The sequence below is a fragment of the Rhizobium sp. AAP116 genome, from assembly GCF_001295785.1.
In the GTDB taxonomy this organism is placed as follows: Bacteria; Pseudomonadota; Alphaproteobacteria; order Rhizobiales; family Rhizobiaceae; genus Allorhizobium.
Genome location: NZ_LJIB01000010.1, coordinates 1 through 21,928, shown reverse-complemented (window position 1 = coordinate 21,928; position 21,928 = coordinate 1). Strand labels below are relative to the sequence as shown.

General features: G+C 61.4%; 17 protein-coding genes. 12 read left to right on the top strand and 5 right to left on the bottom strand.

Going from position 1 to position 21,928, the window contains the following annotated elements; all coding sequences use genetic code 11:
* Positions 1-514: single-stranded DNA-binding protein (locus IP85_RS08325; protein ID WP_054149219.1), on the bottom strand; the 514-nt coding region annotated here is incomplete at its 3' end.
* A gap of 267 nt (positions 515-781) precedes the next feature.
* Here IP85_RS08325 and uvrA point away from each other — a divergent pair.
* The 3 genes from uvrA (at position 782) to IP85_RS08310 (ending at position 6,417) form a co-directional block, all read left to right on the top strand.
* Positions 782-3,703, top strand: coding sequence for an excinuclease ABC subunit UvrA (uvrA, locus tag IP85_RS08320; RefSeq protein WP_054149218.1), 2,922 nt, complete (start codon positions 782-784; stop codon positions 3,701-3,703).
* A 96-nt stretch (positions 3,704-3,799) separates the two neighbouring features.
* Positions 3,800-4,603: a DUF72 domain-containing protein gene (locus tag IP85_RS08315; RefSeq protein ID WP_054149217.1), complete on the top strand. Its 804-nt coding sequence runs from the start codon at positions 3,800-3,802 to the stop codon at positions 4,601-4,603.
* Positions 4,604-4,755: 152 nt separating this feature from the next.
* On the top strand, positions 4,756-6,417 hold the full coding sequence (locus IP85_RS08310) for a Na/Pi cotransporter family protein (protein ID WP_054149216.1): 1,662 nt from the start codon (positions 4,756-4,758) through the stop codon (positions 6,415-6,417).
* Positions 6,418-6,442: 25 nt separating this feature from the next.
* On the opposite strand, the gene IP85_RS08305 is transcribed toward IP85_RS08310, so the two are convergent.
* On the bottom strand, positions 6,443-7,933 hold the full coding sequence (locus IP85_RS08305; protein WP_054149215.1) for an NAD(P)H-hydrate dehydratase: 1,491 nt from the start codon (positions 7,931-7,933) through the stop codon (positions 6,443-6,445).
* Positions 7,934-8,284: 351 nt separating this feature from the next.
* Here IP85_RS08305 and IP85_RS08300 point away from each other — a divergent pair, with 351 nt between their 5' ends.
* The 4 genes from IP85_RS08300 to hspQ all read left to right on the top strand — a co-directional run bounded on the left by IP85_RS08300 (position 8,285) and on the right by hspQ (position 11,585).
* Positions 8,285-8,623 (top strand): P-II family nitrogen regulator, encoded by a 339-nt coding sequence (locus IP85_RS08300; protein WP_006727717.1) that lies wholly within the window; start codon positions 8,285-8,287, stop codon positions 8,621-8,623.
* Between the two features lie 62 nt (positions 8,624-8,685).
* Entirely contained in the window at positions 8,686-10,095 is a 1,410-nt protein-coding gene (gene glnA, locus IP85_RS08295) for a type I glutamate--ammonia ligase (protein WP_054149214.1), read from the top strand.
* 152 nt (positions 10,096-10,247) lie between these two features.
* Entirely contained in the window at positions 10,248-11,168 is a 921-nt protein-coding gene (locus IP85_RS08290; protein ID WP_054149213.1) for a DMT family transporter, read from the top strand.
* 87 nt (positions 11,169-11,255) lie between these two features.
* Complete coding sequence (gene hspQ / locus IP85_RS08285) at positions 11,256-11,585, top strand: heat shock protein HspQ (protein ID WP_054149212.1); 330 nt, start codon at positions 11,256-11,258, stop codon at positions 11,583-11,585.
* Positions 11,586-11,663: 78 nt separating this feature from the next.
* On the opposite strand, the gene IP85_RS08280 is transcribed toward hspQ, so the two are convergent.
* Positions 11,664-12,296 carry an invasion associated locus B family protein gene (locus IP85_RS08280; RefSeq protein WP_054149211.1) on the bottom strand — a complete coding sequence of 211 codons (633 nt, stop codon included), beginning with the start codon at positions 12,294-12,296 and terminating at the stop codon, positions 11,664-11,666.
* 212 nt (positions 12,297-12,508) lie between these two features.
* Here IP85_RS08280 and IP85_RS08275 point away from each other — a divergent pair, with 212 nt between their 5' ends.
* The 4 genes from IP85_RS08275 to IP85_RS08260 all read left to right on the top strand — a co-directional run bounded on the left by IP85_RS08275 (position 12,509) and on the right by IP85_RS08260 (position 16,625).
* Complete coding sequence (locus IP85_RS08275; protein WP_245280837.1) at positions 12,509-14,374, top strand: extracellular solute-binding protein; 1,866 nt, start codon at positions 12,509-12,511, stop codon at positions 14,372-14,374.
* 97 nt (positions 14,375-14,471) lie between these two features.
* A complete protein-coding gene (locus tag IP85_RS08270) occupies positions 14,472-15,143 on the top strand; it encodes a DsbA family oxidoreductase (RefSeq protein ID WP_054149209.1) in 672 nt (223 codons plus the stop codon).
* A 51-nt stretch (positions 15,144-15,194) separates the two neighbouring features.
* Positions 15,195-16,133 carry a DMT family transporter gene (locus IP85_RS08265; protein WP_054149208.1) on the top strand — a complete coding sequence of 313 codons (939 nt, stop codon included), beginning with the start codon at positions 15,195-15,197 and terminating at the stop codon, positions 16,131-16,133.
* A 9-nt stretch (positions 16,134-16,142) separates the two neighbouring features.
* Complete coding sequence (locus IP85_RS08260) at positions 16,143-16,625, top strand: GNAT family N-acetyltransferase (protein WP_054149207.1); 483 nt, start codon at positions 16,143-16,145, stop codon at positions 16,623-16,625.
* A 7-nt stretch (positions 16,626-16,632) separates the two neighbouring features.
* Here the strand turns inward: IP85_RS08260 and mfd are convergent, their stop codons facing one another.
* On the bottom strand, positions 16,633-20,139 hold the full coding sequence (mfd, locus tag IP85_RS08255) for a transcription-repair coupling factor (RefSeq protein WP_054149206.1): 3,507 nt from the start codon (positions 20,137-20,139) through the stop codon (positions 16,633-16,635).
* A 5-nt stretch (positions 20,140-20,144) separates the two neighbouring features.
* On the bottom strand, positions 20,145-20,459 hold the full coding sequence (locus IP85_RS08250; protein WP_054149205.1) for a succinate dehydrogenase assembly factor 2: 315 nt from the start codon (positions 20,457-20,459) through the stop codon (positions 20,145-20,147).
* A 95-nt stretch (positions 20,460-20,554) separates the two neighbouring features.
* On the opposite strand from IP85_RS08250, the gene IP85_RS08245 reads away from it, so the two are divergent.
* Positions 20,555-21,928 (top strand): DEAD/DEAH box helicase (locus IP85_RS08245; protein WP_054149204.1); only part of this gene is annotated, 1,374 nt, incomplete at its 3' end.

The window sequence follows — 21,928 nt, the reverse complement described above, 5'->3', positions numbered from 1 at the left end:
AGAAGCCGCCGGAAGGGGCGCTGCCGCCTCGGCTTGCGCCACCGGAGGCGCCGCCACGCGAAGGTGCAGGCGAACCGTAGCCGCCGTCGTAGCCACCGCCGCCGCCGCCGTAATCGGCACCGCCAAAGTCATTGCCGCCACGCGAGGCGCCGCCGCCATCACCGCGACCGCCAAGCATGGTCAGGTTGCCGCTGAAGCCCTGCAGCACGACTTCCGTCGAGTAACGGTCCGCGCCGCTCTGGTCCTGCCACTTGCGGGTCTGCAGCTGGCCCTCGATGTAAACGGTCGAGCCCTTCTTCAGATACTGTTCGGCAACCTTGCAGAGGCCTTCATTGAAGATCACGACCGAATGCCATTCGGTCTTTTCCTTGCGTTCGCCGCTGTTCTTGTCGCGCCAGGTTTCCGAGGTCGCGATGCGCAGGTTGGCGATCGGCCGGCCGTCCTGGGTCCGGCGAATTTCGGGATCGGCACCGAGATTGCCGATCAGAATGACCTTGTTGACGCTACCAGCCATGACACTCACCTTACTGCCGCGCCGCCGCGGCGTTCAAAATCCAATCAAATGCCACCTTATCCCATCCGTTCCCGCGAGTGGGAGAACAGGCGGCTAAATCCACAGCGAAAATGTTCTTTATTTGTTCTAGTATTTCTCTATGATCCTGTCAACAGAATCGAAATTCCACAGCCGTTGCGCCTTGTGCCTCGACTCAAGGGCGCCGTTGCCTACATAAGGACAGTTCTCCCAAGGACCGTCCCCTCCCTTTGCCGATCAGAGCCTGACATGAGCGAACTCAAGACCATTTCCATCCGTGGTGCGCGCGAGCACAATCTGAAGGGCGTCGACCTCGATCTGCCGCGCAACAGCCTGATCGTGATGACCGGGCTGTCCGGCTCAGGCAAGTCGTCGCTCGCCTTCGACACGATCTATGCCGAGGGGCAGCGCCGCTACGTCGAGAGCCTCTCGGCCTATGCCCGCCAGTTCCTCGAGATGATGCAGAAGCCAGACGTCGACCAGATCGAGGGTCTGTCGCCGGCGATCTCGATCGAGCAGAAGACGACCTCGCGCAACCCGCGCTCGACGGTCGGCACGGTCACCGAGATCTACGACTACATGCGCCTGCTGTTTGCGCGTGTCGGGGTGCCTTATTCGCCCGCAACTGGCCTTCCGATCGAGAGCCAGACGGTCAGCCAGATGGTCGACCGGATCCTCGCTTACGAGGAAGGCACCCGTCTATACATCCTCGCGCCGATGATCCGTGGCCGCAAGGGCGAGTACAAGAAGGAACTCGCCGAGCTGATGAAGAAGGGCTTCCAGCGCGTCAAGATCGACGGGCAGTTCTACGAGATCGCCGAGGCCCCGACGCTCGACAAGAAATACAAGCACGATATCGATGTGGTCGTAGACCGCGTGGTTGTACGGCCTGACATCGCGAGCCGCCTGGCTGACAGTCTGGAGACCTGCCTTCGGCTGGCCGACGGCCTGGCGGTCGCGGAATTTGCAGACAAGCCGCTGCCGCCAGAGGAAACATCTGCCGGCGGTTCGGCCAACAAGTCGCTGAACGAAACGCATGAACGCGTATTGTTCTCGGAGAAATTCGCCTGCCCCGTCTCCGGCTTCACCATTCCGGAAATCGAGCCGCGCCTCTTCTCCTTCAACAATCCCTTCGGCGCCTGCCCGACCTGCGATGGCCTTGGTTCGCAGCAGAAGATCGATGAAGCGCTGATCGTTCCGGAAGTGCATCGCAAGCTGAATGACGGGGCGATTGCGCCCTGGGCCAAATCCAGCTCGCCTTATTACAACCAGACGCTGGAAGCGCTGGGCAAGGCCTTCGGCTTCAAGCTGACATCAAAGTGGTCGGACCTCTCGGAGGCGGCGCAGAAGGCCATTCTGCACGGCACCGAGGAGAAGATCGACTTCCACTATGCCGATGGTGCGCGCTCCTACACCACGACCAAGACCTTCGAGGGCATCGTGCCGAACCTTGAGCGGCGCTGGAAAGAGACCGACAGCGCCTGGGCGCGCGAGGAGATCGAGCGCTTCATGTCGGCCGCCCCCTGCCCGGCCTGCAATGGTTTCCGCCTGAAGCCGGAGGCACTCGCTGTCAAGATCAATGGCTTGCATATCGGCCAGGTGACGAACATGGCGATCCGCAATGCCGGCTCCTGGTTCGAGGAGCTGCCGGCGAAGCTGACCGATAAGCAGAACGAGATCGCCGTGCGCGTGCTCAAGGAAATCCGCGAGCGACTGCGCTTCCTCAACGATGTCGGCCTCGACTATCTCTCCATGTCGCGAAATTCCGGCACACTGTCTGGCGGCGAAAGCCAGCGCATTCGTCTGGCATCGCAGATCGGCTCCGGCTTGACGGGTGTGCTCTATGTGCTGGACGAGCCGTCGATCGGCCTGCACCAGCGCGACAACGCGCGGCTCCTCGACACGCTGAAACACCTGCGCGACATCGGCAACACCGTGATCGTCGTCGAGCATGACGAGGATGCGATCCTGACCGCCGATTACGTCGTCGATATCGGCCCGGCGGCTGGCATCCATGGCGGCCAGGTGATCGCGCAGGGCTCGCCGCAGGACGTGATGGCCAATCCGAAATCACTGACGGGCAAGTACCTGATCGGCGAGATGGGTGTAAGTGTCCCAGCCCAACGGCGCAAGCCGAAGAAGGGCCAGCAGATCAAGGTCGTCGGCGCCAAGGGCAACAATCTGAAGAACGTCACCGCCTCGATCCCGCTCGGCGTGTTCACGGCAGTCACCGGCGTTTCGGGTGGCGGCAAGTCGACCTTCCTGATCGAGACGCTCTACAAGGCGGCGGCCCGCCGTGTCATGGGTGCGCGCGAAAATCCTGCAGAGCACGAGCGGATCGACGGGTTCGAATTCATCGACAAGGTGATCGACATCGACCAGTCACCGATCGGGCGCACCCCACGCTCCAATCCGGCGACCTATACCGGTGCCTTTACGCCGATCCGCGACTGGTTCACCGGTCTGCCGGAAGCCAAGGCGCGCGGCTACCAGGCGGGTCGCTTCTCGTTCAACGTCAAGGGCGGCCGCTGCGAAGCGTGTCAGGGCGATGGCGTGATCAAGATCGAGATGCACTTCCTGCCCGACGTCTACGTCACCTGCGACGTCTGCCACGGCAAGCGCTACAACCGCGAGACCCTCGACGTCACCTTCAAGGGCAAGTCGATTGCCGACGTTCTCGACATGACGGTCGAGGAAGGTGTCGAATTCTTCCAGGCGGTGCCGGCGGTGCGCGACAAGCTGCAGGCGCTGTTTGATGTTGGCCTCGGCTATATCAAGGTCGGCCAGCAGGCGAACACGCTGTCGGGTGGCGAGGCGCAGCGCGTCAAGCTCGCCAAGGAACTGTCGAAGCGCTCGACGGGCCGCACGCTCTATATCCTGGACGAGCCAACCACCGGTCTGCATTTCCACGACGTCGCCAAGCTTCTGGAAATGCTGCAGGAACTGGTGAACCAGGGCAATTCTGTCGTCGTGATCGAGCACAATCTCGAGGTCATCAAGACCGCCGATTATATTCTCGATTTCGGTCCGGAAGGTGGCGATGGCGGCGGCCAGATCGTCGCCCAGGGCACACCGGAAGAGGTGGTGAAGGTCGAGGCCTCCTATACCGGGCAGTTTCTGAAGGAGCTTTTGCAGCGGCGGCCGGTGAAGAAGGTGCAGGCGGCGGAGTGATCCGCCCGCGCTTTCGAACGCTGGGACGTCTCGGCTACTAAGCTGGTATTTCTTTGTTTAGCCAGTTGCCTAAATTTATTTCGCAAGAGAGGTTTCATGACCAAATCCGGCACGATCCGCACCGGCATCGGTGGTTGGACCTTCGATCCCTGGGACGACAGTTTCTATCCGTCCGATCTGCCCAAGAAGCGGCAACTCGACTATGCCAGCCTGCAGCTGACTGCGATCGAGGTCAACGGCACATACTATTCCAGCCAGAAGCCGGCGACCTTCGCCAAATGGGCATCGGAGGTGCCTGAGGGTTTCGTCTTTTCGCTGAAAGCAAGCCGCTATTGCACCAACCGCAAGGTGCTGGCCGAGGCCGGTCCGTCGATCGAGAAATTCGTCAACCAGGGAATTGCCGAACTCGGGGATAATCTCGGACCGATCCTCTGGCAGTTCATGGCGACGAAGAAGTTTGAGCCCGAGGATTTCGAAGTCTTTCTGACGCTCCTGCCGAGGACCCTGGAGGGCCGTCCCCTCACCCATGTCGTCGAGCCGCGTCATGCTTCCTTCCAGGCGCCAGAATTCATCGAGATGCTGAGGCGCCATGGCGTGGCCGCTGTCTGCGCCGATCATCACGACTACCCGATGTTCGCCGATCCGACGGCCGATTTCGTCTATGCACGGCTGCAAAAGGGCACGGACGAGACGCCGACCTGCTACCCACCGGCGGAACTCGATGCCTGGTCAGAACGGCTGAAAACCTACGCTAGCGGCGGTGTGCCCGACGATCTCCCGCTGATTGCCAAAGACAGTGCAGCGACCAAAAAACCTCGCGACGTCTTTGCCTTCTTCATCTCCGGCGGCAAGGTGAATGCGCCGCGCGGCGCGATGGAGCTGCAAAAGAAGGTTGGTTGAGCGCTCCAGCCGACTGACAGTCATCAATTTGTGACAATGGCGAATTTGGACTAGGCTCGGTCGCAGAGTCGCGGACAAGACCGCGACTTCGGCCGGCATGGTTTCCGTTTTGGACGTGCGCGTCCACCATTGCGAATTTTCGGGGCACTTTCATGTCGGGCATTGCCGTCTTCATTCATCTCGCCGGCGCCGTTGCGCTGCTTCTCTGGGCGACCCGCATGGTACGCACCGGGATCGAGCGCGCCTATGGCGGCGTTTTGAAGGACAAGCTCCGGCATGCCGTCGGCAACCGCTTTTCGGCGGCATTCGCAGGCTTTCTGTTCGCGGTAGCGCTGCAAAGTGCAACCGCCGTCGCATTGATCGTTTCGTCCTTTTCCGCAGCCGGTTATGTGCTGCCGGCCATCGGTGTAGCGACCCTGCTTGGTGCCGACTTCGGCTCTGCCTTTGTCGTGCGCATTCTGCGCTACGATCTCTCGCTGCTTGTTCCCGTTCTGCTTCTCGCGGGCACCGTCGCCTTCCGAACATCCGAGGCGCGTGGCTGGCGGCAGATTGGCCGCATCCTGTTCGGTCTCGGCTTGCTGCTCCTGTCTCTCAGACTGATCGGCGAGGCGTCGGAACCGCTGCGCGAGAGCCGGATCCTGCCCGTGCTCTTCAACTATCTCGCCAGCGACTGGATCAGCGCCTTTGCGCTCGCAGCCCTGCTCGCCTGGGCCTTCCATTCCAGTGTCGCCGCCGTCCTCCTGGTCGCTTCGCTCGCCGACCAGCATCTCTTGCCGGATGCGCTGATCATTCCGTTGGTGCTCGGCATCAATTTCGGCGCCGCCATTATCGCTGCACTGCTCACCAAGAATGCCGCGCCGAACGCCAGGATCGTGCCGCTCGGCAATGTTGTGATCCGTGGGATGATGACTTTGATCGCGCTCGCGGCCCAGTTTGTGTTTGCGATTAGCCCGACGGTCTTTGCCGCCCTTCCCGGGGATGCCGTCGTCATGGTGCATCTGGCGATGAACGGCGCCGTGCTCGTGCTCGGTTTGCCCTTTGCCGGGCTCGTTGCAGGCCTTCTGGAGCGCATGCTCGCCCGCAGCGAGGAGCGGCCGGCCAATGACGATCGCCTTTCTGCCCTGAACGTGATGGATCTCGGCAATCCGCAACAGGCGATCTCCAATGCCACCCGCGAGGTCCTGGCTGTCTGCGACAAGACCGAGGTCATGCTGGACGGCATCTTCGATCTCTTCGAGCATTGGGATCCAAAGAAGATGGAGCGGATTGAAACGCTCGACGACCAGATCGACACGATCCATCGCGACATCAAGTTCTACCTCGCCCGCATTTCCGCAACCGCACTCGACCAGACGTCGGCAGCGCAATGCCAGAACCTCCTGGGCGCGACGATCAAGATCGAGCAGGCGGCAGACATCATCTCGCAGAACATGCTGACACGCGCCCGCAAGAAGAAGGAGCGCAACGTCGGCTTCTCGGCCGAGGGCTGGGCGGAGCTCTGCGCCATGCACAACGAGGTGGTGAAGAATGCCCATCTCGCCTTCAACCTGCTCGTCACCCGCGATCTCGAGCATGCCCGCCAGCTCGTCGCCCGCAAGGAAGCGATCCGTAACCTGGTGAAGACCAGTGAGGAGAGCCATCTTCAGCGCCTGCGCCAGGGCAATGCCGCAAGTTTCGAATCGAGCTCGCTGCATATCGACACCATGCGCGATCTGAAGGAGATCAATTCCCTCTTCGTCTCGATCGCCTATCCCTTGCTCGAGGGCGAAGGCATGTTGCGGCGCAGCCGCCTCATGCAACCGGCGGAGTTGTGAGCGCTAAAGTCGAGGTTGCTGACGCCTAGTCCGCCTGGATCTGGGTGATCAGGTCTTCGGCCGTCAGCGTGCGACCGGCACGGAGCGCCGCCTGACCGTGCTGGTAGACAGCCGCACAGGCCGCCTCGAACGCCGGCATCCCATTGGCCAGCCTTGCGCCAATGATGCCGGCAAGGACATCACCTGATCCGGCAGTAGCGAGGGTCGCAGGCGCCTTTTCCTCAATGGCTGCGCGCCCGTCCGGCGCCGCAATCACGGTATCCGCTCCCTTGTAGACGACGATGCCACCCAGGCACTTGGCAGCGGCCAGCGCCTTTTCCAACTTGCCCAAGCTGTGGTCCGCCGCAATCTCCGGAAAGAGGCGTGAAAACTCGCCCTCGTGCGGCGTGACGACCAGCCTCGGTTCATCGGAACCGAAGTGCGCATTCAGTTGCTCGGCGGCACCCGCAAAGGCAGTGATACCGTCCGCATCGAGGACGAGCTTGCGTCCGGCCCGGCCGATCATCTCCGCAAAGGCGCAGGCGCGATGCCGATCACCGAAACCCGGGCCAAGCACGAATGTGGTGCGGCGCGTGTCGGACAACCATTCGGACAAGTCATCGACACCGTCGACCGAACTCAGCATCACGGCCGTCAGGTGTGCGGCATTGGTCGCAAGCGCCTCCGATGGCGACGCAAGCGTCACCAGTCCGGCACCACCCCGCAACGCAGCCACCGCAGAAAGGCGCCCTGCCCCGGTCGCCGTCTGCGGACCGGAAAACACAGTCACATGGCCACGGCGGTACTTGTGGTCGTGCACCGAACTGTGTCGGGCATGCCCCGCCCAGATCGCAGGACCGTTGATCCAGAGCGGTCGGGCGTCCGCCTCGACGATCCGCCGGGGAATGCCGATGTCGAAAACTTCAAGGGTCCCGCATTGGAGACGCCCTGGCAGGAGCACATGCCCAGGCTTCCTCGTCATGAAGGTCACAGTGTGGCTAGCTTCGAAGGATTCTCCCCTGATTTCCCCCGTTGCACCGTCGATGCCGGACGGAAGATCAACGGCAAGCACCGGCAGTCCCGCCTCGCGGACCGCACGGATCAGCGCCTGCACGGCGTCCGGAAGATCCCGCGTCAGGCCCGCCCCGAACAGTGCATCGATGATCACCTCGCCTGCATCAGGGTGGAACCGCTCGATGGCCATCACCGGAATTGGGCAGGCGGCATGCGCGCGAGCGGCATCTCCCTTGAGCGCCGCCGTCTCCACCAGACTGTAGACGTGGACATCGGCGCCCGAGCGCGCCAGGGCAGAAGCCGCGACATATCCGTCTCCGCCATTATTTCCCGGCCCGCAGAAGATCACGAACCTCAAGGCTCCGGGAAAGTGACGAAGGGCTGCCGCCGCGACCGCCTCCCCCGCACGCAGCATCAACCCAAAGCTGTCGATCCCAGACGAAGCAGCGGCCGCATCCACACGGGCCATGGCATCCGGTGTCAGAAGGATCTCGGGGCGGGCGTGCTTGCTTGGGCGGGTCATGGATCAAGGTTAGAGCAGAATCCACGCCTTGCGCAACGCTGCACGATTTTGGGCAAAGGCAATTGATGTCTTTCTGTGCAAATGCCTAGTTTGCAGGCTTTAAGATCAGAAAATGCGCAAGGAGGCCAGCATGTTAGTGGTATAGCAGCCCTGGAAAAAAGATTGGCTAAAATCGATATTTTGCAGGAAACGGGCTGGCTTTTCCGGTCATTTTGCTGGAGATTTGCCCTGTCGGACGGAGGAGGCGACGGTTTTCGCGCGATTTTCGCGAAAAACTGGCACATTCCCTGCATCCAGCCCGGCGGGCGGGGCTCATCCTGCTTTACTGAGGAAGCGGAGAGAAATTTTCTCATGAAAAAGATCGAAGCGATCATCAAGCCTTTCAAGCTCGACGAAGTGAAGGAAGCCCTTCAGGAAGTCGGTTTGCAGGGTATCACCGTGACGGAAGCCAAGGGCTTCGGTCGCCAGAAGGGCCATACCGAGCTCTATCGCGGCGCCGAATATGTCGTGGACTTCCTGCCCAAGGTGAAGGTCGAAGTTGTACTGGCCGACGAAAACGTGGAGGCCGTCATCGACGCCATCCGCAATGCAGCTCAGACGGGCCGCATCGGCGACGGCAAAATCTTCGTTTCGAACGTCGAAGAAGTCGTCCGCATTCGAACCGGCGAAACCGGTATCGACGCCATATAATCGGACCCGACACCAAGGGAGGTCGGGTTTCAATCGTCAGCTCACGCGAGGAATATAAGAATATGACGACCGCAAACGATATTCTGAAACAGATCAAGGACAACGACATCAAGTTCGTCGACCTGCGCTTCACCGATCCGAAGGGCAAGCTGCAGCACGTGACGATGGACATCGCCTGCGTCGACGAAGACATGTTCGCCGATGGCGTCATGTTCGACGGTTCCTCGATTGCCGGCTGGAAGGCCATCAACGAGTCCGACATGGTGCTGATGCCGGATCCGGCCACCGTCCACATGGACCCCTTCTTCGCCCAGTCGACGATGGTCATCCTTTGCGACATCCTCGATCCTGTCTCGGGCGAAGCCTATAACCGCGACCCGCGCGGCACCGCCAAGAAGGCCGAAGCCTATCTCAAGGCATCGGGCATCGGCGACACCGTGTTCGTCGGTCCGGAAGCAGAATTCTTCGTCTTCGACGACGTCAAGTACAAGGCCGACCCCTACAACACCGGCTTCAAGCTCGATTCGACCGAACTGCCGTCGAACGACGACACCGATTATGAGACCGGCAACCTCGGTCACCGTCCGCGCGTCAAGGGCGGCTATTTCCCGGTTCCGCCGATCGACAGCCTGCAGGACATGCGCTCCGAAATGCTGACGGTTCTCGGCGAAATGGGCGTCGTCGTCGAAAAGCACCACCACGAAGTGGCAGCGGCCCAGCACGAGCTCGGCATCAAGTTCGACGCGCTGGTGCGCAACGCCGACAAGATGCAGATCTACAAATACGTCGTCCATCAGGTTGCCAATGCCTATGGCAAGACCGCGACCTTCATGCCGAAGCCGATCTTCGGTGACAACGGCTCTGGCATGCACGTTCACATGTCGATCTGGAAGGACGGCAAGCCGACCTTCGCCGGCGACGAATATGCCGGTCTTTCGGAAAGCTGCCTGTTCTTCATCGGCGGCATCATCAAGCACGCCAAGTCGATCAACGCCTTCTCCAACCCGTCGACCAACTCCTACAAGCGCCTGGTCCCGGGCTACGAAGCACCGGTTCTGCTCGCCTATTCGGCCCGCAACCGTTCGGCCTCGTGCCGCATTCCGTTTGGCTCCAACCCGAAGGCCAAGCGTGTCGAAGTCCGCTTCCCGGATCCGACCGCGAACCCTTACCTCGCTTTCGCTGCCATGCTGATGGCCGGTCTCGACGGCATCAAGAACAAGATCCATCCGGGCAAGGCCATGGACAAGGATCTCTACGACCTGCCGCCGAAGGAACTGAAGAAGATCCCGACCGTTTGCGGTTCGCTGCGCGAAGCGCTCGAAAGCCTGGACAAGGATCGCAAGTACCTGACCGCCGGCGGCGTCTTCGACGACGACCAGATCGATTCGTTCATCGAACTGAAGATGCAGGAAGTCATGCGCTTCGAAATGACCCCGCATCCGGTCGAATTCGACATGTACTACTCGGCTTGATTGTCCGAGAATGACAATGACGAGGCGCCGGCGGAGAGATCCGCCGGCGTTTTTCGTTCGCATGGGTACGGTTTCGAGGAAATGCCGCTTTCACGAAGGACAGTGACGCGCTAGCACTTGGATAGCCCTTCCCTCCGCGACAGCGATCCTCCATGCCCGCTCCCCACCAGACCACCGATCCGCGCCTTTACGACTGGCTGCTGTTCTTCCTGGCGCCCTTGTTCTTCTCGTCGAACCTGATCTTCGGTCGCGGGATCACCGGTGAGGTGGGGCCTTTCACCACGGCGCTGTTGCGATGGGTCGGAGCCGCGATCCTGATGTCGCCCTTCATCTGGCAGCAGCGGCAGGCCTGCATGGCCTTTGTCCGGCAACACACCGCGCTCTGGCTGACGCTTGGCATTCTCGGCATGGGCATTTGCGGCGGCGTGGTCTACTGGGCGCTGACCCTCACCACCGCCTCGAACGCGACGCTGATCTATACGACCTCGTCGCTCTTCATCATTCTGTTCCAATGGCTGTTTCAGAAGCGCGCGATCACCGGTCGCGAGCTTCTCGGCATGATCATCGCCTTCGGCGGTGTCGTTGCGATCGTGCTGAAGGGCCACCCCGAAGCGCTTCTCGAACTCACCTTCAACATCGGTGATCTCGCCATCCTCGTGGCGGCAGTCGCCTTTGCCGCCTATTCCCTCTTGCTGCGGCGCCCCTCCGTCCGCGCAATGCCACCGCTGCCTCTGTTTGCTCTTTTGGCTTTGTCCGGCGCGATTGTCCTGATCCCGCCGGGACTGATCGAAATGGCCTCGGGCGGCCCCCTGCCCAACACCTGGATGGAGTTCGCCAAGCTCGCCGGGATCATTCTCTTTGCCTCGCTGGCGGCCTTCTACTGCTTCCAGCATGCCGTGCAGGTCTTCGGACCGGGGATCGCCGGAATGACCCTTTACCTCATGCCGCCGATGTCCATCCTGATGGCCGTCGTCTTCCTCGGCGAACGCTTCGAACACTATCACGCGATAGGCATCGTCCTGGTGACCGGCGGACTTATCCTTGCAACCGCACCTGGGCGAAAAACGGCCTAGCTGTGGCATCCGGCCACGCTGTCACACACCATCCCTTGATTTTGCCGGGCTTTCTTCCCAGATATGACAGGGAAAGGAAGTCAAACCATGAAACAACGAAGCGCTAAATTTGGTATCGGGGACGTCGTACGGCACAAGTTCTTTCCGTTCCGCGGCGTGATCTTCGATGTTGATCCGGAGTTTGCCAATTCCGAGGAATGGTGGAACGCCATCCCGGCCGAAGTCAGGCCGCACAAGGACCAGCCCTTCTATCATCTGCTCGCGGAGAACTCCGAGACGGAATATGTGGCTTACGTGTCCGAGCAGAATCTTGAGCGCGACCAGAGCCCGGAGCCTCTGCGCAATCCGCAGATCCAGCAGATCTTCGAACCCCAGCAGACGGGTCGCTACAAGCCGAAGATGAACTTTGCGCACTAAACGCAAGCCCTATGCCTGATACGAAAAAGCCCGCGTCTGATGACGCGGGCTTTTTTCATTTCAGTGCCGTGAAGCGGATCAGTTGCCCTGCTTGGCAGCGTTCTGGGCGTCGGTGATCGCCTTGTTGCGCTCTTCCTGCTTCTTCTGCATCGCTTCCTGCAGCAGACGCTGGCGCTCTTCGGCCTGCGACTGCGACATCGCTTCGCCGTCAAACGCGCCGGTGAAGCCGCTCAGCGGGATCTTGATCGGGTTCGGCGCGCGACGGAAGTTGATCGAGGTGAACACGACCTCGCCACCCTTCTTCAGGCTGTCGATGATCGCGTCGGTCAGCGGGATTTCGGCGGTGCAGCGGTCGGGCAGGCAGACAGCGTAGTCGAGCTTGGTGCCCTTGGCGCCATCGATCTGCATCATCACGCCCGGCGGGATGAGACGGGCGGAGGGAACCGTGACCTGCAGCAGCTTGCGATTGACCTTGCCTTCGACCGTGATCAGGCCGACGGCGGTGATCAGCTGGCCGTTTGCGGCGACGAGCTGGTTCTGGACCACGCAGACGTCGGATTCTTCCTGCTTGGCGCAGGTCTTGAACCACCGCGGCTCGGAGGGAGCGGCGGCTTCCTGTGCCTGTGCGACGACCGGCATGGCGCTTGCCGCGAAGGACAGAGCGATTGCAGACACAGCCGTCCGCGTTGCGTTGCTAAGTTTGAACATCATACGTATTCCGTCTCCTGAAAACCCCTGTCGCGCGGACTTGTGTGCCGCGTCATTCACCGGTCTTGTCTGCCCTCACCTGTGGTTCAAATGAGGCAAATACATGACCCTGCGATCTGGCTCACCTGTTACATCGCGGCGGCCACAATATCCAGCGTTTCTTTGACGCCGGATCGACTCACATCTCCTCATTCTCACCCGCTTGTGTTGGTTTTATGGTGAGTGTGCTAGCGTCCCAGCACATTCGAGATTCTAATTCGGGGAGGATCGCCGCCTTGCGCCGTCTCTTGTTCACTCTGCTTATTCTACCCTTTGCCGCTGCCGCTCAGGCACAACCCATGCACGGGATCGCCATGCATGGCGAGCCTGCGCTTGCCGCCGACTACATGCATTTTCCTTATGTAAATCCTGATGTGAAGAAGGGTGGCAAGGTCAATTACGGCGTGGTCGGCACCTACGATGCGCTGAACCCCTTTGTCCTCAAGGGCATGCGCACGACGGCGCGCGGCGTCTGGGATCCGGAATTCGGCAATCTGCTCTACGAGCCGCTGATGTCCCGGTCTGCCGATGAACCCTTCACGCTCTACGGCCTGCTTGCAGAAACCGTCGAATGGGATGCCGACCGCACCTATGTGCAGTTCAATCTCAACCCCAAAGCGCGCTGGCATGACGGCAAGCCGGTCACTCCCGAAGATGTGATCTTCACCTTCGAACTGTTGCGCGACAAGGGACGACCGCCCTTCAACGGCCGGCTCAATGCCGTCGCCAGCATGGAGAAGGTCGGCGACCACGGCATCAAGTTCACCTTTAACGAAAAGGCCAATCGCGAGACACCGCTGATCTTCGCCAATTCAACCCCGATCCTGCCGAAACACGCGATCGATCCTGAGACCTTCGATCAGGGCGGACTTGCCATCCCTGTCGGTTCGGGTCCCTACAGGATCAAGGAGCTGAAACCCGGCGAGAAGGTCACCTGGGCGCGTGATCCCGACTATTGGGGCAAGGACCTTCCTTCGAAGGTCGGCTTCGACAATTACGACGAGATCAGCGTCACCTATTTCCTCCAGGAGGCAACGCTGTTCGAGGCCTTCAAGAAGGGTGAGATCGACATCTATCCGGATGGCGATTCCAACCATTGGCAGCGGGCCTACAATTTTCCGGCCGCAGAGAATGGCGATGTCGTGAAGGAAGCCTTCAAACCTGGCCTTCCCTCCGGCATGCTCGGCTTTGTCTTCAACACCCGCCGCCCGATCTTTTCGGACGTCAAGGTACGCGAGGCAATCAGCACCGCCTTCGACTTCGAAGCGATGAACAAGACCCTGTTCGGCAACGCCTTCACCCGCACCCAGAGCTACTGGCAGAATTCAGCGCTCGGCGCCTATGGCAATGCCGCCGACGAGAGAGAGCTGGCACTGCTCGGGCCGGCCAGGGAGAAGCTGTCGCCGGAAATTCTCGCCGGCACCTACACGCAGTCGGCCACAGACGGGTCCGGAGGCGATCGCAAGGCGCTCGGCAAGGCGGTGAAGCTCTTCCAGGAGGCGGGTTACAAGATCCAGGGCGGCAAGATGATCGATGCCGCCGGCAAGCCGCTCGCCTTCGAGGTGATGACCCAGAACGAAGGTCAGGAGAAGATGGCCATCGCGTTTCAGCGGACGCTGAAGCTGATCGGCATCGACATGGCCATCCGCACCGTTGACGACGCGCAGTATCAGGCGCGCTCCAACAGCTTCGACTACGACATGATCATCAAAGCATACACCTCGTCGCTCTCGCCCGGCGCCGAGCAGGTCAATCGCTGGGCATCCGAAGCAAAGGACGCCCAGGGTAGCTTCAATTACGCCGGCGTTGCCGATCCCGACATCGACCGCATGATCGAGGCGCTCCTGCAGGCCCGCGATCCAGCCGATTTCCAGGCGGCCGTACGCGCCTATGACCGACTCCTGGTTGCAGGACACTATCTCGTGCCGCTTTATCATATCGGCGAGCAATGGGTCGCCCGCTGGAAGCATATCGGACGGCCAGACACAGCCCCGCTCTATGGCTACCAGCGCTCGACCTGGTTCGACGCACGCGTCCAGTAACCCCAAGCGATTGACGCTGTGTTTCAGGGCCGGAGCTTGTCTCCGGCCCGCTTTGCTTTAAGTGACAGGCATACCTCTGCCAGGAAAGGACACCCTCATGGACCGCATCACCATCGACCTCGTATCCGACGTGGTCTGCCCCTGGTGTTATCTCGGCAAGGCGCGGCTCGAACTCGCGATCGCCGAAGTGCAAGACGAAGTCAGCGTCGACATCAACTGGCGCCCCTATCAGCTCAATCCCGACTATCCGCCTGAAGGTGTCGACCAGCAGGTGGAACTGGCTAAGAAGCTGGGCGGCAAGGACAAGATGGACCAGGCGCATGCGCATCTGAAGTCGCTCGGCGCCGAGGTCGGCATTGCCTTTGATTTCGAAGCCATCAAAGTCGGCCCGAACACGCTCGATGCGCACCGGTTGATCCATTGGGCCGGCCAGGAAAGCCGGGAGACGCAGACCCGCGTGGTCGATCTCCTGTTCAAGGCAAATTTCGAGCAGGGCCGCAATATCGGCGAAACCGCCGTGCTGCTCGACATCGCGACCGAGGCCGGACTGTCGCGTCCGGTGATCGAATCGCTGCTGTCAGGCGATGCTGACGTCAACCACGTGCTGTCCGAGGTGGAAGCCGCCAAGCAAATGGGCGTGAACGGCGTTCCCTTCTTCATCTTCGACCAGCAATACGCGGTCAGCGGCGCCCAGCCGCCGGCGGAACTCGCCAATGCCTTGCGCGAAATCGCCAAGGCGAAGGCTGAAGCTCTCCGCAATCTGAATTGACGGTTGTAACGAACAGCCGTATCCCGGAGAGGTAACCTCCTCCCCGGGATCATGACCTTGTCATCCGACACGACCCTCAAAGGCGTCTTCTTCGCCTTCATCTGCTTTGCCGCCTATTCCTTCAGCGATGCCGCCGTGAAGCTGGTGGAAGGGCGCGTACCCGCCTTCGAGGCAGGTTTCATCGGTAGCCTGTTCGGCTTCCTGGCAATCCCCTTCCTGATGAAGCGCGGCGACCGCTATACGGATCTGGTGCGCAGCACGAACTGGCCGCTCTGGGGCCTGCGTTTCGTCTGTTCTGCCGTGGGCACGGTCGGCAGCATCATTGCCTTTACCCAGCTGTCGATGGCGGAAGCTTTCTGCCTGATCTTCCTGCTGCCGAGCTTTGCCACGATCATGTCGGTGATCTTCCTCAAGGAAGAGGTGGGTATGAAACGCTGGGCAGCCGTCCTAATCGGCTTCCTCGGCGTGCTGGTAGTGCTGAGGCCTGGTTTTCGCGAACTTGAAATCGGGCATCTGGCAGCGCTGATTTCCGGTTTTGCCGGCGCCGTCACGATCATCATCTTCCGCGCCATGGGCCCGCAGGAGAAGAACATCTCGCTCTACGGCGCGGGCTTGCTCGGCAGCGTGATCATCTGTGCTGCCTTCTCTCTGCTGGATTTCCAGGCACCCGACCGTTATGACCTGATGCTGCTTGCCGCCTTCGGCCTGCTCGCCGCCGTCGGCAACATCTTCATGATGCTGGCGTCGTTTTATGCCCCCGCTCCGATCGTCGGACCGATCCAGTACAGCCAGATGCTCTGGGCCATCCTGCTGGGCTACCTCGTCTTCGGCGACGAGGTCGACTGGCCGATGGGCATCGGCATCGTGCTGATCGTCGGGTCAGGGCTCCTGACGCTGATCCGCGAGCGCAAGCGCGACACGCCGCTCCCGCCACCGGTAGCCGGCAAGACGGATGCGGCGCTGGCGATCAAGCCTGAACAGAGCGACTGAGGCCTATCGATGGAGCCGCACTCAGCCGACAGTACCTCGCTTTTCGTGCGACTAGCAGAACGGGCTGATCTAGCCGGGCTTCTGCGCCTTTACCGCGACCTCAACCCCGATGACGCAGAACTGTCTGTCGACACTGCTGAACAGCATTTCGATGCTCTCAGGGGGATCTCCGGCAGCGCTGTACATGTCGGTGTGCTCAATGAGACAATTGTCAGCACCTGTACGCTGATTGTCATTCCAAATCTGACGCGGGCGGGCCAGCCTTATGCATTGATCGAGAATGTGGTCACCGCAAGCGCCCATCGCGGGCGCGGCTACGGTCGCGCGACGCTGCAACAAGCTGTATCATCCGCTTGGGACCATGGTTGCTACAAGGTGATGCTGCTGACAGGGTCAACGAAACCCGAGACACTCGGCTTTTACCGGTCTGCCGGTTTTGAGCAGAACAAGACTGGGTTCCAGATCCGCCGCATCGCACCGCGCGCCGACTGAGACGCGCTTAGCCCTTCGCCAGTTCCGCCAACTGCGTCATGACCACCGCTGCGCCTGCCAGCCGCTTTTCCGGCGTTGGCAGGTCGCGTGTCAGGAACACCGAGTGATCCGGCCTGATCTTGGCCATGCTGCCCTGCTTGGCGATATAGCCGACGAGCGCTGCCGGATTGGGGAACTGCTTAGCCCGGAACTGCACGACGACACCCTTGGGGCCGGCTTCCAGCTTCTCGACATTGGCCGTGCGGCAGAGTGCCTTGATATAGACCACCTTCAAGAGATGCTGGACCTCGACAGGCATCGGGCCGAAACGGTCGATCAGTTCGGCGCCGAAGCCGTCGATCTCTCTGAGGTCGTCGAGTTCGCCGAGGCGGCGATAGAGCGCCATGCGCAGATGCAGATCCGGCACGTAGTTTTCCGGGATCATGACCGACGTACCGACCTGGATCTGCGGCGACCAGCCGGTATCGACCACTTCATCGACACCCTTCACCTCGGCGACCGCCTCTTCCAGCATCTGCTGGTAGAGTTCAAAGCCGACTTCCTTGATATGGCCGGACTGTTCCTCGCCGAGCAGGTTGCCAGCGCCTCTGATGTCGAGGTCGTGGCTGGCAAGCTGGAAGCCGGCGCCCAGCGTATCGAGCGATTGCAGGACCTTCAGGCGGCGTTCGGCACCTGCGGTCAGCACCTTGTTGACCGGCAGCGTGAGCAGCGCAAAGGCGCGGACCTTGGAGCGACCGACACGGCCACGGATCTGGTAGAGCTGGGCGAGACCGAACATGTCGGCACGGTGGACGATCAGCGTGTTGGCCGTGGGAACATCGAGGCCGGATTCGACGATGGTGGTCGAGAGCAGTACATCGTAGCGGCCTTCATAGAAGGCGTTCATGATGTCTTCGAGCTCGCTTGCGGCCATCTGGCCATGGGCGATTGCCACCTTCAGCTCCGGCACGTTCTCGTCGAGGAATCTCTTCACATCCGCGAGATCGGCGAGACGCGGGCAGACATAAAAGCTCTGTCCGCCGCGATAATGCTCGCGCATCAGCGTCTCGCGGATCACAAGCGGATCAAACGGCGAGATGAAGGTGCGCACCGCCATGCGGTCGACAGGCGGCGTGGTGATCAGCGACAATTCGCGCACGCCGGTCATGGCGAGCTGCAAGGTGCGCGGGATGGGCGTTGCCGAAAGGGTCAGGACATGGACATCCGACTTTAGCTCCTTCAGGCGTTCCTTGTGCTTGACGCCAAAATGCTGCTCCTCGTCGATGATCAGCAGGCCCAGATTGGCGAAATTGACACCGGTGCCGAGCAGCGCATGGGTGCCGACGACGATATCCGTCTTGCCGTCTGCCACTTCCTTCTTGACGAGGTTCAACTCCTTGGTGCCGACAAGCCGCGAGGCCTGCTGGACGCGGATCGGCAGGCCACGGAATCGTTCGGAGAAGGTCTTGAAATGCTGGCGTGCCAAGAGCGTTGTCGGCACGACGACGGCCACCTGGATGCCGTTCATCGCGGCGATGAAGGCAGCACGCAGTGCCACTTCCGTCTTGCCGAAGCCGACGTCGCCGCAGACGAGGCGGTCCATGGGACGGCCGGCGCCGAGGTCGGAGCGGACGGATTCGATCGCCGTTTCCTGGTCTTCCGTCTCGTCATAGGGGAAACGAGCGGCGAATTCGTCGTAGAGGCCTTCCTGGGTGGTGAGCACCGGAGCCGTCCGCGTCATGCGCTCGGCGGCGATGCGGATCAGGGCTCCTGCCATATCGAGCAGGCGCTTCTTGAGCTTCGCCTTGCGCATCTGCCAGGCGCCGCCGCCCAACTTGTCGAGCTGCACCTCGGTCGCCTCGCCGCCATAGCGCGAGAGAAGATCGATGTTTTCGACCGGCAGGAAGAGCTTGGCCTCATCGGCATATTGCAATTCAAGACAGGCATGCGGGGCACCCGCGGCCTCGATGGTGCGCAGACCGACGAAGCGGCCAATGCCATGCTCGGCGTGCACAACGATCGAGCCTTCGTCGATACCAGCCACTTCCGAGATGAAATCGGCGGCCCTCTTGCGGCGCTTGGAGCGGCGGACCATACGGTCGCCGAGAATGTCCTGCTCGCCGATGATGACGAGATTGTTTGTCTCGAAACCACCTTCGAGGCTGAGCACGGCAGTGCCCGCCTCGCCCTTCTTCAGCTTGTCGACATCTTTAAGTGCTGCGACCGGCACCAGCCGCTCCAGTCCGTGTTCGTTGAGCACCTGCAGCAGTCGGTCGAGCGAACCTTCCGACCAACCAGACACCACGACCTTGGAGCCGGCCGCACGTTTGTCAGCGATATAGCTGACGGCCTGGCCGAAGACGTTGGCACGATTGCCTTCTTCGCTGCTCGCCTCATTGGCAGACTTCGCCCAGCGCGGTGTCGGTCGTGCCTCGACCTCGATCACCTTGCGGCTCTCGCCACTGGCTTCGGCAAAGGGCGTGATGCGGATCGGATCGAAGGCGTCGAGCGCCTTTCCAAACTCGCTGGCGCCGAGATAGAGCCGCTCCGGCGGAACCGGCTTGTAGGGCGTGCCCTGCGCGAGATGGCCCTTGCCGGGGGTCGCCGAGTTGAGGCGCGCCTCGTAATAGTCGCGGATCAGCTTGGCGCGTTCTTCCGCTGCCTCACGCACGGTATGGTCGGTGACCATACGGAAGCCGCGCAGATAATCGAAGGTGGTTTCCAGCTTGTCGTAGAACATCGGGAGCCAATGCTCCATGCCGGCATACCGGCGCCCCTCCGAGACGGCGGCATAGAGTGCATCGTCGCGGGTCGCGGCTCCAAAGAGCGAGAGATAGTTCTTGCGAAAACGGCTGATGCTCTCCGGCGTCAGCGTCACCTCGCTCATCGGGTTGAGATCTAGCGAACGGACCTGTGCGATCGTGCGCTGGCTTGCGGGATCAAAGGAGCGGATTGATTCGAGCGTATCGCCAAAGAAATCGAGACGCACAGGCTCTTCCGCACCAGGCACAAAAACGTCGAGAATGCCGCCGCGCACGGCGAATTCGCCGACCTCGCGCACTGTTGCGACGCGGTCGAAACCGTTGCGCTCCAGACGTGCGGCAATGTCGTCCATGCGCACCTGGTTGCCGGGCTTCGCCGAAAAACCGAGGCTGTCGATCACGTCCGCCGGTGCTACCTTCTGCAGCATGGCATTGACCGTCACCAGCACGATTGCCGGATGCGGATTGAGATAGAGTGCAATCAAACCCGACAGTGCCGCCAATCGCCGGGCCGAAACATCAGCGGACGGCGAGACACGGTCGTAAGGCAGACAATCCCAGGCCGGCAGGCTCAAGACCGGGATATCGGGAGCTGCGAAACTCAGTGTCTGCTCGAGGTTCTGCAGCCGCTGCCCGTCGGATACCACATAGGCGACAGGTTTCCCCTCACGCGCCAGTTCGGCGAGGATGAAGGCATCCATGCCGTCGGGTACATGGGAAAGCGTCAGCGCGGATTGTGCGCCGACAATCCGCTTCACATCGATCAGGGACATATCAGTTACTTTGCAGCGGTTTCTTCGCCGGTCACCGGTGAGAAATCCGGGCGCAGGGCGGCTATGCGTTCGAAGAGTGGTGTCTGGAGATGGGCCGGCACGGGATCGGCACCAGTGATGTAGCGGACGAGATCGTTGTCCTCTTCGACCATAATGCGCTCCAGCTCGTCGAGCTCCTCATCAGAAAGCTCGCTGATATGGGCCTCGCAGAACTGGCCAAGCATCAGGTCCATCTCGCGGATACCGCGATGCCAGCAGCGGAACAGGATGCGCCGACGGCGCGGATCGAGGTCGGCACTGCTTTTCACCAGTCCAGTCATCTTGGCATCCTTCCAATTCTTGGGCCTCTATAGAGCAGCGACCGGCAAATGTCAGCTTGCCAAACAGGCATTTTGCGAGGCATTTTGCCCCCATCATGCGTCCCCATCTTCTCGATCCCCTCTTTGCCTCCGTGGCTTCGCTCAGCGGAGTCGGTCCCAAACTTGCCCAGCTTCTCGCCACACTGCTCGGGCGCGAGGATGCCGAGGACGCACGCGTCGTCGACCTGCTCTTCCTCGCGCCACACCGGCTGATCGACCGGCGCCACCAGCCGGGCATTGCCTACGCCCAACAGGGCTCGCTGGTAACGATCACCGGCCGTGTCGACCGACATCTGCCGCCGCCTAAGGGCAAGAGCAACCTGCCCTACCGCGTGATGCTGCATGACGAGACGGGGGAACTGGCGCTCACCTTCTTCCGGGTCAAGGGCAACTGGCTCGAAAATGCATTGCCCGTCGACGAAATCGTCATGGTGTCGGGCAAGGTCGACTGGTTCAACGGTCGCCCCTCGATGGTGCATCCGGACCTCATGATGAAGGCGAGCGAGGCGGAAAACCTGCCACTGGTCGAGCCGGTCTATCCGCTGACGGCGGGGCTCGGACCCAAGGTGCTGCGCAAGGCCGTGGAGGCTGCGGTCGAGCGTATGCCGGAGCTGCCGGAATGGGCAGATGCGCCGCTCGCCACGAAACAAGGCTTCGCCAGCGTGCGCGAAAGCCTGGTGACGCTTCACAATCCGCGCGACGAGAAGGACATCGACCCGCAGGCGCCGGCGAGACGCAGGCTCGCCTATGACGAATTCCTCGCCGGCCAGGTGTCGCTCGCCTTGGTGCGGCAGAAGCTCCGTAGGGTTCCCGGCATCCCCATCAAGCCGACCGGCGAGATCAGCGAAAAGATCCGCGCCACCCTCCCCTTCACGCCGACCAACAGCCAGCTGGCGGCGATCGACGACATCCTGAAGGACATGGCGACGGACCAGCGCATGCTGCGGCTCGTCCAGGGCGACGTCGGTGCTGGCAAGACGCTGGTGGCGCTGTTTGCCATGGCAGCCGCCGTCGAGGCGGGCGGGCAGGCCGTGCTGATGGCGCCGACGGAAATCCTGGCGCGGCAGCACCATGCGACACTTGCCAAGCTCGGAGCACCGGCTGGACTCAGGATCGAAGTTCTGACCGGCCGCACCAAGGGCAAGGAGCGCGAGGCCATCCTGGAGCGGATCGCATCCGGCGAAGCGCAGATCGTTATCGGCACACACGCGCTCTTCCAGGATGCCGTCAGCTACAAGAACCTGACGCTCGCCGTGGTCGACGAACAGCATCGCTTCGGTGTGCATCAGCGTCTGCGGCTGACCTCCAAGGGCATCTCCCCACATATGCTGGTGATGACGGCAACGCCGATCCCGCGCACGCTGGTGCTCGCCGCCTTCGGCGACATGGATGTCTCCAAACTCACCGAGAAACCGGCGGGCCGCAAGCCG